This is a genomic window from Paraburkholderia sp. Ac-20342, assembly GCF_017104985.1.
Classification (GTDB): Bacteria; Pseudomonadota; Gammaproteobacteria; order Burkholderiales; family Burkholderiaceae; genus Paraburkholderia.
In genome coordinates, this window is the sequence record NZ_JAAGPQ010000086.1 from 1 (window position 1) to 13,808 (window position 13,808).

A 13,808-nucleotide genomic window follows, 5' to 3' on the forward strand; every position below is an offset into this window, starting at 1 on the left:
TAGCGCCTCCGCGCGCCCGGCCGCAGCGGCTCCCGCGCTTGCCGCGAGCACCGCGACGGCGGGCTCGGACGCCGACTGGGAAACGTTCTAGACCTCTCATGATGACGCGCGCACCGCAACGCCCCGCACGGGCGGTCCCCGACCGGATCGAGCCGGCGAGACCCGCCGAAACGGGGCGTGACTTCGAATTCACGTCGGCCGACTTCGCCCGCATCCGCGATCTGATTCATCGCTCGGCGGGCATTTCGCTGTCGGATCACAAGCGCGACATGGCGTACAGCCGCCTTGCGCGCCGCTTGCGCGCGCGCGGCCTCGAAACGTTCCGGCAGTATCTCGATCTGCTCGAAGCGGAAAACGACCCGGCCGAGTGGGAAGCGTTCACCAACGCGCTGACCACCAACCTCACCGCGTTCTTTCGCGAAGCGCATCACTTTCCGATCCTCGCCGACTTCGTGCCGCGCCGCGCGCAGCCGGTTTCCGTGTGGTGCTCGGCCGCCTCGACGGGCGAAGAGCCCTACTCGATCGCGATGACGCTGATCGAAGCGCTCGGCGAGAGCGGCGCGCGGCAGGCGTCGGTGCTCGCGACCGACATCGACACCCAGGTGCTCGCGAAGGCCGAGGCCGGCGTCTATCCGTTCGATCAGGTCAAGAACCTCTCGCCCGAGCGGCTGAAGCGCTTCTTCCTGAAGGGCACGGGCACGCATGCGGGAATGGTCAAGGTGCGGCCCGAAGTGCGCGCGCTCGTGCGCTTCGAGCAGTTGAACCTGACCGATCGCGACTACCCGTTGCGCACGCAGTTCGACGCGATCTTCTGCCGCAACGTGATGATCTATTTCGACAAGCCGACGCAGGCCCAGGTGCTCACGCGCTTCGAGCCGCTGATGAAGCCGGGCGGCCTGCTGTTCGCCGGTCATTCGGAGAACTTCACGTACGTGACGCAGGCGTTCCGGCTGCGCGGACAGACCGTCTATGAACTGACGCGCGACGCAGGCGGCGAACGCCCGCCCGCGCGCACTGCGGTGCATCACACGACGAGCGGGGTGACAGCATGAGCAGCGCGTTGCCGATCGCATCCAATCTCTACTACGACAACCACTTCAAGCGCCCCGGCGTGAAGCTGTTGCCCAACGAGTTCTACACGACACACGAGGACATGGTGCTCGTGACCGTGCTCGGCTCGTGCGTCGCGGCCTGCATTCAGGACCGTACCGCCGGTATCGGCGGCATGAATCACTTCATGCTGCCCGACGACGGCGCCGACGTCGCGCAGGCCGCGTCGGACTCGATGCGCTACGGCGCCTACGCGATGGAAGTGCTGATCAACGAACTGATCAAGGCCGGCGGGCGGCGCGAGCGTTTCGAGGCGAAGGTGTTCGGCGGCGGCGCGGTGCTCGCCGGCATGACGACGATGAACATCGGCGATCGCAACTCCGAATTCGTGCGCCGCTATCTCGCTACCGAAAAAATCCGCATCGTCGCCGAGGACCTGCAGGGTTCGCATCCGCGCAAGGTCGCGTTCATGCCGCGCACGGGCCAGGTGATGGTGAAGAAACTGCGCGTGCAGCAGGAAGCGGGCGTGGCCGAGCGCGAACAGGCGCTCGTGCGGCAAAGCGCCGAAGCGCGCGCCGAGCGGCTTGCGGCGGCGCGCAGGCGGGTCGAGCTGTTCGCTTCGCCGGCCGCCGCGCGGCCGAGAATCGAACTGTTCGGCGCGAGCCCGCGCCCGACTTATTCCAACAACGCCAGAACCACAGAGGAGGCGTGAGCGCTGTGCAAAAGATCAAGGTACTGTGCGTCGACGATTCGGCGCTGATCCGCAGTCTGATGACCGAGATCATCAACGGCCAGCCGGACATGACGGTGGTGGCGACTGCGCCCGACCCGCTCGTCGCGCGCGAACTCATCAAGCAGCACAACCCCGACGTGTTGACGCTCGACGTCGAAATGCCGCGCATGGACGGCCTCGACTTCCTCGAAAAGCTGATGCGCCTGCGGCCGATGCCGGTCGTGATGGTGTCGTCGCTGACCGAGCGCGGCAATGAAATCACGCTGCGCGCGCTCGAACTGGGCGCGGTCGATTTCGTGACCAAGCCGAAGGTCGGCATTCGCGACGGCATGCTCGACTACGCGGAAAAACTCGCCGACAAGGTGCGCGCGGCCGCCCGCGCGCGCGTGCGCCAGGCCGCGCCCGTGCAGCATGCGGCCGCGCACGCCGCGCATGCGCCGGCCGGCAACACGCCGCTCTTCAACAACCCGTTGCTGAGTACCGAGAAGCTCATCATCGTTGGCGCGTCGACGGGCGGCACCGAGGCGATCCGCGAAGTGCTCGTGCCGCTGCCGCCCGACGCGCCCGCGGTGCTGATCGCGCAGCATATGCCGCCGGGCTTCACGAAATCTTTCGCGCAACGCCTCAATGGTTTGTGCCGGATTACCGTTAAAGAAGCGGAGCACGGCGAGCGCGTGCTGCCGGGGCATGCGTATATCGCGCCCGGCCACGCGCATCTGCTGCTCGCGAGGAGCGGCGCGAACTATATCGCGCACCTGTCCGACGACCCGCCGGTGAACCGGCATCGTCCGTCGGTCGACGTGCTGTTCAGATCGGCCGCGCAGCATGCGGGCAAGAACGCGGTCGGCGTGATTCTGACCGGCATGGGGCGCGACGGCGCGGCTGGTCTGCTGGAGATGAAAAGGGCCGGTGCCTATACGCTGGCGCAGGACGAAGCGAGCTGCATCGTGTTCGGCATGCCGCGCGAGGCGATCGCGCTCGGCGCCGCCGACGAAATCGCCGCGCTGCCGGAAATGAGCCGGCGCGTGATGGCGCGTTTGTCGTCGATGGGCGAACGCGTTCAGCGGGTATGATGCGCCCGCGTAGATTGACGCGGCCACTCGCCGCATCATGAATCAAGAAAGGGAATGGAAATGGATAAGGGAATGAAGATTCTGGTGGTTGACGATTTTCCGACGATGCGCCGGATCGTCCGCAATCTGCTCAAGGAGCTCGGCTACGCGAACGTCGACGAGGCGGAAGACGGCCAGGCCGGTCTCGCGCGTCTGCGCGGCGGCAGCTACGACTTCGTGATCTCCGACTGGAACATGCCGAACCTCGACGGTCTCGCGATGCTCAAGGAAATCCGCGCCGACGCCAATCTCTCGCATCTGCCGGTGCTGATGGTGACGGCCGAGTCGAAGAAGGAAAACATCATCGCCGCGGCCCAGGCCGGCGCGAGCGGTTACGTCGTCAAGCCGTTCACGGCCGCGACGCTCGACGAGAAGCTCAACAAGATTCTCGAGAAGATGGCGAAAGCCGGGAGCTGACGTGACTGCGCCGACCCAAACGCCTGGCGCCGACGCGGCCCAAGATAGCGGCGACTTCGCATCGGACCGCATCCTCGCGCGCATCGGCCAGCTGACGCGCACGCTGCGCGATTCGATGCGCGAACTCGGGCTCGACAAGCACGTCGAGCGCGCGGCCGAAGCCGTGCCCGATGCGCGCGACCGCCTGAAGTACATCGCCAACATGACCGAGCAGGCCGCCGAGCGCGTGCTGTCGGCGATCGACATCGCGAAGCCGGTGCAGGAGCAATTGCGCGAGGACGCGGGCGAACTCGACGCGCGCTGGGAGCAGTGGTACGCGGCGCCGATCGAGCGCGAGGAAGTGCGCGCGCTCATGAACGACACGCGCACGTTCCTGCGCGGCGTGCCCGAGGCGACCAGCGCGACCAATGCGCAGTTGATGGAGATCATGCTCGCGCAGGACTTCCAGGACCTGACCGGCCAGGTGATCAAGAAGATCACCGAGGTCGTGTATCTGATCGAGCAGCAGCTGCTCGGCGTGCTCGTCGAGAACATCGCGCTCGAGCGGCGCGAGCAGTTCGCGGCGAACGCGGCGGCGCTCGCGGCCGAGGTGTCGCCGACCGGCAGCCCCGAGCATCTGCTGAACGGTCCGCAGATCAATCCGGAAAGCAAAACCGACGTGGTGCAGGATCAATCGCAGGTCGACGATCTGCTCGCGAGCCTCGGCTTCTGAGGCGGGCGCGCGCGTTGGCGAGCCCGCCCGTTGCAGACGGTTTCCTGTCTGTAATGGACGGTAAGGCCTACGCGCGTTCGCGCCCTCTGCAGGCCGGCATCAGGCGCAGGCATACTACGAGGTCGAAGCGCGGCACGGCGTTCCGGCAGCGTCGGGCGGTCACCCGATGAGGTAGACTCCTCAAGGTTGCGAGCGGGGCTGTGCCGTATCATCTGCCTACCTGCGGCCGGTTCGCGCGACGCGTGCGCCGCGCTCGCAGTCCAGGAGGAGCATCGTTATGCGCAGTCGTGTATGTCGCGCCGTGCAAGCCGTGGCGCTGGTTTTACCGTGTTCTCTCGCGGCCTTGATGGCCGCGCCGTCCGCTCATGCGGCTCTCGGCGCCGCGCCGCTGACGCCGCCCGCGGACGCTTCGGTTTCTTCCCGCGTGGTGCAGCCCGCCAGTAGCGCGGCGCAGAGCGTGATGCGCTCGGCATCGAGTGCGGCTTCCGCCGCGTCATCCACGGCGGCTTCCTATACCGTGCGCGAGACCACGTTCGGCAACGGCACCGTGGTCCGCGAATATCTTGCCGCCAACGGCTCCGTGTTCGGCATCGCGTGGCATGGTCCGCAAATGCCCGATCTCAATGATCTGCTCGGTAGTTATTTCCCGCAGTACGTGGCGGGCGTGAAGGCCGCGCGCGCGGCGCGCGGCAATGCGCGCGGTCCGGTCAGCGTCGAGCAGAGCGGACTCGTGGTGCAGTCGGCCGGCCACATGGGCGCGTTCAGCGGCGTCGCGTGGCTGCCGTCCGCGCTGCCCGCCGGTGTCAGCGGCTCCGATATCCAGTAATGAGGACGACGATGCGAACCATGCACACGATCGCCAAAGTCAAAGGCTGGAAGCAGGCCATGCTGGCCGTATTCGCTGTCGTGCTCGCGGCCACGCTCGCCGCATGCGGCGGCGGTGGCGGCGGCGACAACAACTCCAGTTCCAGCAACAACGGCTCGAGCACGCTGAACGGCGGCTCGCTGCCGGCCAGCCCGACCCAGCAGCCGATCGCCTCGAGCGCCGCCAACACGGTGCCGATCACGGTCGGCGCCGGGGTGAGCGGCGTGCCGAATATTCCGGCCGTCAGCGTGACGATCTGCGCGCCGGGCACGAGCAACTGCCAGACGATCAACAACATCCAGCTCGACACCGGCTCGTTCGGGCTGCGCGTGGTGAGCTCGGTGCTCAATCAGTCGTTGCTCGCCGCGTTGCCGACGAGCGCGTCGGCGAGCGATGGCGCGCCGCTCGCCGAATGCGCGACGTTCGCCGACGGCTACACGTGGGGCTCCGTGCGTACCGCGATCGTCAAGGTGGGCGGCGAGACGACGAGCGCGAGCGGCATCCCGCTGCAGATCATCGGCGACATGAACGCGAGCACGATACCCGCGCGCGGCTGCGGCAGCGGCCCGGCCGAGAACACGGCCAGCGAGCTCGGCGCGAACGGCATTCTCGGCGTGGGCACCGCGCCCATCGATTGCGGCGCCACCTGCGCGAATGCCGCCACCGCGGCGACCTACAGCAACTACTTCGCCTGCCCGAGCGGCGCGTCCTGCATACGCGCGGCGGTGCAGACCACGCAGCAGGTCGCCAATCCGGTGGCGAATTTCCTCGCCGACAACAACGGCGTGATCGTGCAGATGCCGCCGCTGCCCGACGCCGGCGCGCCATCGGCGAACGGCACGCTCGTGTTCGGCATCGGCACGCAGTCGAACAACGCGCTCGCCGCCGCGCAGACCTTCACGACCGACCCGTACGGCGACCTGAACAGCAGCGTGTACAACGGCACGACGGTGCAGGCGTTCCTCGATTCCGGCTCGAACGGCTACTTCTTCGCCGATAGTTCGCTCGCGCTGTGCGGCAGCAACTTCCCGGGCTTCTACTGCCCGTCGTCGGCGCAAACCCGCTCGGTCAAGCTGGTCGGCCTGAACAACGCCTCGACAACGGCCAGCATCGGCATCGTGAGCGCGGCGACGCTGTTCGGCAACGCCGCCAACTATGCGTTCAACGACCTCGCCGGCCAGATCGGCGGCAATAGCAGCTTCGACCTCGGTCTGCCGTTCTTCTATGGCCGCTACGTGTACTACGGCATCGACAAGACCGCGAACGGCGGGGCCGCGCCTTTCGTCGCCTTCTGAGCGTTCCGAGCGTTCCGAGCGCCCAGCCGGACGTCGGGCCGGCTGAATCCCGGGCCGGGACACCCCGGCCCGAAGTCCGGCAGGCTGCGCGAGATCGCGTGGCCTGACGGGCCATCCGTCGAAATACCCCGGTTTCTCCGCCCTTATCCGCCGATCGGCGCTTGCGTCGAGCGGGAATAATCGCTCTCACTGGAAAGAGGCGCCGTGCCTCGGCCGACTGGAGAGCTTCGTGGCAGAGGATAGCGACCTCGAAAAAACCGAATCCGCCACTCCCCGGCGCCTGCAGAAGGCGCGCGAGGAAGGGCAGGTCGCGCGTTCGCGGGAGCTGTCGACGTTCGCTTTGCTGGCGGCGGGGTTCTACGGCGTGTGGGGTCTGTCCGGCCAGATCGGCGATCACCTCGAGGCGATGCTGCGAGCCTCGTTCGCGTTCAATCACGCGAGCACCTTCGACACCAACCGCATGCTGAGCGGCGCCGGCTCGGCCGCGCGCGAAGGGCTCTATGCGCTGCTGCCGATTCTCGGCCTGACCGGCGCGGCCGCGCTGCTCGCGCCGATGGCGCTCGGCGGCTGGCAGCTCTCGGCGAAAGGGCTCGAACCGAAGTTCAGCCGGCTCAATCCGGTCGAGGGCCTGGGCCGCATCTTTTCGATCAACGGACCGATCCAGCTCGGCATGTCGATCGCGAAAACGCTCGTGGTCGGGCTGATCGGCGGCACGGCGATCTGGAACCGTCGCGAAGCATTCCTCGCGCTCGCGACGCAGCCGCTCCATCTCGCGCTCGCCAACTCCGTGCATCTGATCGCCGTGTGCTGCGGCATGACGGTGGCGGGCATGTTCGCGGTGGCCGCGCTCGACGTGCCGTACCAGCTCTGGCAGTTCCACAAGAAGCTGCGCATGACCAAGGAAGAGGTGAAGCGCGAGCATCGCGAAAGCGAAGGCGATCCGCACATCAAGGGCAAGATTCGCCAGCAGCAGCGCGCGATCGCGCGGCGCCGGATGATGGCGCAGGTGCCGAAGGCCGACGTCGTCGTGACGAACCCGACGCACTTCGCGGTCGCGCTGCAATACACCGACGGCGAGATGCGCGCGCCGAAGGTGGTCGCGAAGGGCGTGAACCTCGTGGCCGCGCGGATTCGCGAACTCGCCGCCGAACACAACGTGCCGCTGCTCGAAGCGCCGCCGCTCGCGCGGGCGCTCTATCACAACGTCGAGCTGAATCGCGAGATTCCGGGGCCGCTCTATGGCGCGGTTGCCGAGGTGCTCGCGTGGGTCTATCAGCTGCGGCGCTTCCGGACCGAAGGCGGCGCGGTGCCGGTCGCGCCGACCGAACTCGACGTACCTGCCGAACTCGACAAGGGTGGCATATCGGACGACGACGCGGCCGAAGACGCAGACGACGCGGCCGCGGAAGCCGCCGACACGCTCGACCCCGCTAGCGACGACACGAACAACGCCAACAAGGGAGCCTCCGCATGAACGCTCGCGCCGGTTTCCTCGGCCGACGGCCGGATGCCTTGAGCAGCACCAATCTGCGCGCCCTCGCCGGGCCGGTGCTGATCTGCATGATCCTCGGCATGATGATTCTGCCGTTGCCGCCGTTCCTGCTGGACCTGCTGTTCACCTTCAACATCGCGCTCTCGGTGATGGTGCTGCTCGTCAGCATGTACACGATGAAGCCGCTCGACTTCGCCGCATTCCCGAGCGTGCTGCTGTTCTCGACGCTGCTGCGGCTCTCGCTGAACGTCGCCTCGACGCGGATCGTGCTGCTCGAAGGCCACACCGGCCCCGATGCGGCCGGCCAGGTGATCGAGTCGTTCGGCCACTTCCTCGTGGGCGGCAACTTCGCGGTCGGGATCGTCGTGTTCGTGATCCTGATGGTCATCAACTTCATGGTCATCACGAAGGGCGCGGGGCGGATCGCCGAAGTGTCCGCGCGCTTCACGCTTGACGCGATGCCCGGCAAGCAGATGGCGATCGACGCCGATCTGAACGCGGGGCTCATCAACGAGGAACAGGCGAGGAAGCGCCGCGCCGAAGTCGCCCAGGAAGCCGAGTTCTACGGCTCGATGGACGGCGCGAGCAAGTTCGTGCGCGGCGATGCGATCGCCGGCCTGCTCATCATGGTCATCAACATCATCGGCGGGTTGATCGTCGGGATGGTCCAGCACGACATGAGCTTTGCGGCGGCGGGCAAGAACTACACGCTGCTGACGATCGGCGACGGCCTCGTTGCGCAGATTCCGTCGCTCGTCATTTCGACGGCGGCCGGCGTGATCGTTTCGCGCGTCGCGACCAACGAGGACATCGGCACGCAGCTCACGGGGCAACTGTTCACGAATCCGCGCGTGCTGATGATTACGGGCTGCATTCTCGTGCTAATGGGCCTGATTCCAGGCATGCCGCACTTCGCGTTCCTGATTCTCGGCGGCGCGCTGATCCAGCTCGGCCGCACGATGAAAAAGCGCGCTGCGGAGCGCAAGAGCAGCACCGCGCTCGCCGAGGTCGCGCCGGCCGCGCTTGCGCCGGTCGAGAACACCGAGGCCAGCTGGGACGACGTGACGATGATCGACACGCTCGGCCTCGAAGTCGGCTACCGGCTGATTCCGCTCGTCGACAAGAATTCGGACGGCGAACTGCTCAAGCGCATCAAGAGCATCCGCAAGAAGTTCGCGCAGGAAATCGGCTTTTTGCCGCCCGTCATTCATATTCGCGACAACCTCGAATTGCGGCCGAACGGCTATCGCATTGCGCTGAAGGGTGTCGAGATCGGCGCGGGCGAAGCGTATCCGGGCCAGTGGCTCGCGATCAATCCGGGCCAGGTGTCGGCCGCGCTGCCCGGCACGCCGACCCAGGACCCGGCGTTCGGCCTGCCCGCGATCTGGATCGACACGAACCTGCGCGAACAGGCGCAGGTGTACGGCTACACGGTCGTCGATTCGAGCACGGTGGTGGCGACGCACCTCAATCACCTCGTCGTCACGCATGCGTCGGAACTGCTCGGCCGCCGCGAAGTGCAGGCGCTGATCGAGCGGATGCAGAAGGACACGCCCTCGCTCGTCGACGATCTCGTGCCGAAGGCGCTGCCGCTCAATACGCTGCAAAAGGTGCTGCAGAATCTGCTCGAAGAGGGCGTGCCGATCCGCGACATGCGCACGATTCTCGAAGCGCTCGCCGAGCACGCGGCGAAGATCACCGATGCACACGAACTGACCGCCGCGGTACGCCTCGCGCTGGGCCGCGCGATCACGCAGCAGTGGTTCCCCGGTACCGGCGACATGCAGGTGATGGGGCTCGACGCGAACCTCGAACGCGTGCTGTCGCAGGCGCTCTCGACCGGACCGAACCCGGGGCTCGAACCGGGCCTCGCGCATACGCTGCTCGCCGAGACGCAGAAGGCGATGACGCGTCAGCAGAATCTCGGTCTCGCGCCGGTGCTGCTCGTGCAGCACGCGTTGCGGCCGATGCTCGCGCGCTTCCTGCGCCGCAGCCTGCCGCAACTGAAGGTGCTGTCGTATGCGGAAGTGCCCGACACGAGGCACGTCAAGGTGGTGAATCTGATCGGCGCGCAGGGCTGAGCGGCTTGGCGTGCGTGCGGGCGTGTGCATTGACGGCGGAAACCGGCGCTTCGAGGCGCCGGTTTTTGTTTGGGGCCGTGGTTTTGCGGCCCGGCGCGCGGCTTCGCGGGTGTCGCCACCTCGGCCGCGACTTGCTCGCGCGACATGTCCGGCATGTGTCCATCGCACGAATAGCCCGCTTTTCACGGTCTTTATCCATCGATCGTCGCTCGACAGCTTTCGCAATAATTGATCTCAATGGGAAGGGTATATCGCCGGTCCGCTAGTCCGTTCACCTCATCGGGGGTCCAGCTTGAACATTCGTAAATTTGTCGGTGCTACCAGTCGCGATGCGCTGCGGCTCGTTCGCGAAGCACTTGGCCCCGACGCGGTCGTGCTGTCGAATCGCACGATGGACGACGGCAGCGTCGAAATCGTCGCGCTCGCCGATAGCGATCTCGCTGCGATCACACCGAAAGCGCGCGAGGGCGCGGCGACCGGGCTGGCTGTGCCGATGGGGGCGGGCATGGGCTCGCAAGTCGCACCGCGCGTGCTGCCGGCGGCACCGATGGCAGCGGCGAATCCGTACGCGAGCGGTATGCCCGACGTGTTTTCGTCGGTGTTCGGCGCGAGCCCGGAAGCGGGCGAGGGGGCGATGCCGGTGAGCAGCGCGTTCGCGAATGACGCGCAGCATGGCGCGGCGATTGCCACTGTGCCGAAAGCCATGCCCGGTGCGAATCCGGCGCTTCATTCGACGGCGCTTTCCGCGGGCAACGCGATGCCCGCTTCAGCCACCGCATTGCCGGGCAAAGCCGCGCCAAGTGCGGCCGGCAACGCGACCGACATCGCAACGGCCGGCGCCGCGCTCGCGGCGAGCCAGCCCGCGTCTATTGCAGCGGCAGCGCCCGCCATGCCGTCCAGTTCCAGTGCTCGCGCAGCCGCCACACGTCTGTCCGAAGACATTCGCGCGGATCTGCTCAAGGCCGCCGGCGTGCCGGTGCCACCCGTCGCGGCCGCTACCGAATCAATCGCGCCGCGCACGATGGCCGAATCGAATCCGTGGCTCATCGATCACGCACGCCGCATCGCCGCCGAGCAGCAGCAACAGGGCGGCGAATACAGCGCGCGTCCCGCCGCGATGACACCTGCCGTCGCGACGTCCAAGGGGCTCGGCAGCACCGTCGAGGTGAACCGTGCCGCCGCACCATCGACTGGACCCGCGGCCAAACCGGCGGCTGCCGAGCCGTCTTTCATCGACACGCCCGAGTGGGCTCGCGAAGCCGCGCAGGTCGCCGCGCGCCGCACCGCGCAGAGGCTCGCGCCTATGCCGCCCGCCGCCGACGAAACCCGCACGCCCGCCGCGGTCGCCGAAGCGATCAAGGCGCGTATGGAGCAGGTCGTCAAGGACACTGTCATGAACGAGCTGTCGTCGATGCGCGGCATGATGGAAGAGCACTTCGCGGGCCTCTTGTGGGGCGATCGCCAGCGCCGCAATCCGGCGCGCGCCGCGCTCACCAAGCATCTGTTCGCGGCGGGTTTTTCCGCGCAGCTCGTACAGATGATGGTCGACAACCTGCCCGACGACATCGAGACGATGGACGGCGGCATGGACTGGGTTCGCTCGGTGCTCGAATCGAATCTGCCCGTGATGGAAAACGAAGACGCGCTGATGGAGCGCGGCGGCGTGTTCGCACTGATGGGCCCGACCGGCGTCGGCAAGACGACGACCACGGCCAAGCTCGCCGCGCGCTGCGTGATGCGCTTCGGCGCGAGCAAGGTCGCGCTGCTCACGACCGACAGCTACCGGATCGGCGGTCACGAGCAGCTGCGCATCTTCGGCAAGATTCTTGGCGTCTCGGTGCATGCGGTGAAGGACAGCGCCGATCTGCAACTCGCGCTCTCCGAGCTGCGCAACAAGCACATCGTGCTGATCGACACGATCGGCATGAGCCAGCGCGACCGCCTCGTGTCGGACCAGATCGCGATGCTGTGCCGAGCCGGTCAGCCGGTGCAGCGCCTTCTGCTGCTCAACGCGACGAGCCACGGCGACACGCTGAACGAAGTCGTGCAGGCGTATCAGCGCGCGCCGGACCAGCAGCCGCTCGCCGGTTGCATTCTCACCAAGCTCGACGAAGCGACCAACCTCGGCGGCGTACTCGACACGGTGATTCGCTACAAGCTGCCCGTGCATTACGTCTCGACCGGACAGAAAGTGCCGGAGAACCTGTACGTCGCGACGAAGAAATTCCTCATCAAGAGCACGTTCTGCATTCCGCGCGACAACTCGCCGTTCGTGCCGCAGGACGACGACATTCCCGCGTTGCTGTCTTCGCTGTCCGCGCGCTCGACGGCCGAGCTGCACGAGGTTCGCTTTGGATAAGCTCGTTTCGGATCAGGCGGAAGGACTGCGGCGGCTGCTTGCCCGCGGCGGCGCGCGCGTGATCGCGGTGACGGGCGCGGCGGCGGGCGCCGGGAGCACGACCGTGGTCGTCAATCTCGCCGCGGCGCTCGCGCAGCAGGGCAAGGACGTGCTCGTGATCGACGAATGCGTCGGCGAGCAATCGGTGAGCGCGATGCTCGGCGGCTTGCGCGGCGCGGGCAATTTCGCGGCGGTGATGCGCGGCGAGATGGCGGTGGATTGCGCCGCCGCGCGCCATGCGCTCGGCTTTTCGGTGCTGGCCGCCTCGCGCAACAACCGCGAGGGGCACGCGGAGACCGACTTCAGCGTGTTGCTCGACGGTTCCGCCGACATCGTGCTGATCGACGCGCAACTCGACGACGCAGGGCATCTCTCGCCGTTCGCGAAGCAGGCGCACGACGTGATGATCGTCACGCGCGTGTCGGCCCAGGCGATCACCGACGCGTATGCGTGCATGAAGCGTCTGCACTACGCGCACGCGTTCGCACAGTTTCGCCTGCTGGCGAATCATGTGCAAAGCGCAAACGACGCGCATGCCACGTTCGCGAATTTTGCCGGCGTGGCCGGGCGCTATCTGACGGTGTCGCTCGAAGACGCCGGCTGCATTGCGGCCGACGCTCGCATGGCGCGGGCGCTGGAGTTGTCGCGCTGTGTCGTCGACGCGTTCCCGTCGGCGCCGGCCGCGCGCGACTTCCGCCAGCTCGCCGCCGAATTGCAGTACTGGCCGATGCGGCCAGCGATGTCGTCGCAAACGCCCCGGCGGGCGTCCGCGACAGTTACAGCGGCGCACCACGCCGACCAACCGTCCGCGCAGCACGCTTAAGCGGCGTGCACGAGGAGAAGGGGAGCACGATGTACAACGCTCAGGGAAAGATTTCCCAGGCCGAAGTTCTGACGAAGTACGCACCGCTGGTGCGTCGGCTCGGCTTGCAGCTGGTCGCGAAAATGCCGGCGAGCGTCGATCTCGACGACCTGATCCAGGCCGGCATGATCGGCTTGCTGGATGCCGCCGGGCGCTACAAGGAAGACCAGGGCGCGCAGTTCGAGACCTACGCCAGCCAGCGGATTCGCGGCGCGATGCTCGACGAGCTGCGCAGCAACGACTGGCTGCCGCGCAGCCTGCGACGCACGTCGCGCGAAGTGGAAACGGCGGTGCACAAGGTGGAGCAGAACCTCGGCCGCTCGGCGAGCGAAACGGAGGTCGCCGAGCACCTGCAGATGCCGCTCGACGAGTATCAGTCGATGCTGCAGGACCTGCACGGCAGCCAGCTCATCTACTACGAAGACTTCGACCGTTCCGCCGACGACGAGCCGTTTCTGGACCGCTACTGCGTCGATCATTCGGACCCGCTCTCGGCCTTGCTCGACGACAGCCTGCGCGCGGCGCTCGTCGAGGCGATCGACCGCTTGCCGGAGCGCGAGAAGCTGCTGATGTCGCTGTACTACGAGCGCGGCATGAACCTGCGCGAAATCGGCGCGGTGATGGAAGTCAGCGAATCGCGCGTGTGCCAGCTGCATAGCCAGGCCGTGGCGCGCCTGCGCGCGCGGCTGCGCGAAATGGCCTGGGCGAACGCCGAGACGAACTGAAGCGCTGGTTTGAAGACCGGCTGGCGGCCCGCCCGCCCCTGTTCAACCGAGGCAGCGCCAACAGGC

At 67.1% G+C, this 13,808-nt stretch carries 12 protein-coding genes; all 12 read left to right on the plus strand.

From position 1 onward, the window contains the following. Positions 1-98 precede the first annotated feature (98 nt). The 12 genes from G3N58_RS26700 to G3N58_RS26755 all read left to right on the plus strand — a co-directional run bounded on the left by G3N58_RS26700 (position 99) and on the right by G3N58_RS26755 (position 13,742). Positions 99-1,052 carry a CheR family methyltransferase gene (locus tag G3N58_RS26700; protein WP_167047291.1) on the plus strand — a complete coding sequence of 318 codons (954 nt, stop codon included), beginning with the start codon at positions 99-101 and terminating at the stop codon, positions 1,050-1,052. Then, on the plus strand, positions 1,049-1,762 hold the full coding sequence (gene cheD, locus G3N58_RS26705) for a chemoreceptor glutamine deamidase CheD (RefSeq protein ID WP_167047294.1): 714 nt from the start codon (positions 1,049-1,051) through the stop codon (positions 1,760-1,762). Before G3N58_RS26700 ends, cheD begins: the two co-directional genes overlap by 4 nt. Before the next feature lie 5 nt (positions 1,763-1,767). Further along, entirely contained in the window at positions 1,768-2,856 is a 1,089-nt protein-coding gene (locus G3N58_RS26710) for a chemotaxis response regulator protein-glutamate methylesterase (RefSeq protein ID WP_167047622.1), read from the plus strand. Between the two features lie 60 nt (positions 2,857-2,916). Next, the gene (gene cheY, locus G3N58_RS26715; protein ID WP_167285517.1) at positions 2,917-3,312 is read left to right on the plus strand and encodes a chemotaxis response regulator CheY; all 396 of its coding nucleotides are present in this window, start codon (positions 2,917-2,919) and stop codon (positions 3,310-3,312) included. A gap of 1 nt (position 3,313) precedes the next feature. Continuing rightward, positions 3,314-4,024, plus strand: coding sequence for a protein phosphatase CheZ (gene cheZ / locus G3N58_RS26720; RefSeq protein WP_206000662.1), 711 nt, complete (start codon positions 3,314-3,316; stop codon positions 4,022-4,024). 277 nt (positions 4,025-4,301) lie between these two features. After that, complete coding sequence (locus tag G3N58_RS26725; RefSeq protein WP_206000664.1) at positions 4,302-4,850, plus strand: DUF2844 domain-containing protein; 549 nt, start codon at positions 4,302-4,304, stop codon at positions 4,848-4,850. Positions 4,851-4,861: 11 nt separating this feature from the next. After that, entirely contained in the window at positions 4,862-6,184 is a 1,323-nt protein-coding gene (locus tag G3N58_RS26730) for a DUF3443 domain-containing protein (RefSeq protein WP_206000666.1), read from the plus strand. A 229-nt stretch (positions 6,185-6,413) separates the two neighbouring features. Next, on the plus strand, positions 6,414-7,658 hold the full coding sequence (gene flhB, locus G3N58_RS26735) for a flagellar biosynthesis protein FlhB (protein WP_206000668.1): 1,245 nt from the start codon (positions 6,414-6,416) through the stop codon (positions 7,656-7,658). Then, positions 7,655-9,757 (plus strand): flagellar biosynthesis protein FlhA, encoded by a 2,103-nt coding sequence (gene flhA / locus G3N58_RS26740; protein ID WP_167047311.1) that lies wholly within the window; start codon positions 7,655-7,657, stop codon positions 9,755-9,757. Before flhB ends, flhA begins: the two co-directional genes overlap by 4 nt. A gap of 292 nt (positions 9,758-10,049) precedes the next feature. After that, complete coding sequence (gene flhF, locus G3N58_RS26745; RefSeq protein WP_206000670.1) at positions 10,050-12,116, plus strand: flagellar biosynthesis protein FlhF; 2,067 nt, start codon at positions 10,050-10,052, stop codon at positions 12,114-12,116. Next, positions 12,109-12,978, plus strand: a complete 870-nt coding sequence (locus G3N58_RS26750; protein ID WP_206000672.1) for an AAA family ATPase — start codon at positions 12,109-12,111, stop codon at positions 12,976-12,978. Before flhF ends, G3N58_RS26750 begins: the two co-directional genes overlap by 8 nt. Positions 12,979-13,007: 29 nt before the next feature. Beyond that, positions 13,008-13,742, plus strand: a complete 735-nt coding sequence (locus G3N58_RS26755; protein WP_167285523.1) for an RNA polymerase sigma factor FliA — start codon at positions 13,008-13,010, stop codon at positions 13,740-13,742. Positions 13,743-13,808 lie beyond the last annotated feature (66 nt).

Excerpts from the sequence above, each read along its gene's own strand:
- G3N58_RS26725 (WP_206000664.1), top strand. The coding sequence starts at position 4,302 with ATGCGCAGTCGTGTATGTCGCGCCGTGCAAGCCGTGGCGCTGGTTTTA.
- G3N58_RS26730 (WP_206000666.1), top strand. The coding sequence starts at position 4,862 with ATGCGAACCATGCACACGATCGCCAAAGTCAAAGGCTGGAAGCAGGCC.
- G3N58_RS26755 (WP_167285523.1), top strand. The coding sequence starts at position 13,008 with ATGTACAACGCTCAGGGAAAGATTTCCCAGGCCGAAGTTCTGACGAAG.
- cheY (WP_167285517.1), top strand. The coding sequence starts at position 2,917 with ATGGATAAGGGAATGAAGATTCTGGTGGTTGACGATTTTCCGACGATG.
- flhA (WP_167047311.1), top strand. The coding sequence starts at position 7,655 with ATGAACGCTCGCGCCGGTTTCCTCGGCCGACGGCCGGATGCCTTGAGC.
- G3N58_RS26700 (WP_167047291.1), top strand. The coding sequence starts at position 99 with ATGATGACGCGCGCACCGCAACGCCCCGCACGGGCGGTCCCCGACCGG.
- cheD (WP_167047294.1), top strand. The coding sequence starts at position 1,049 with ATGAGCAGCGCGTTGCCGATCGCATCCAATCTCTACTACGACAACCAC.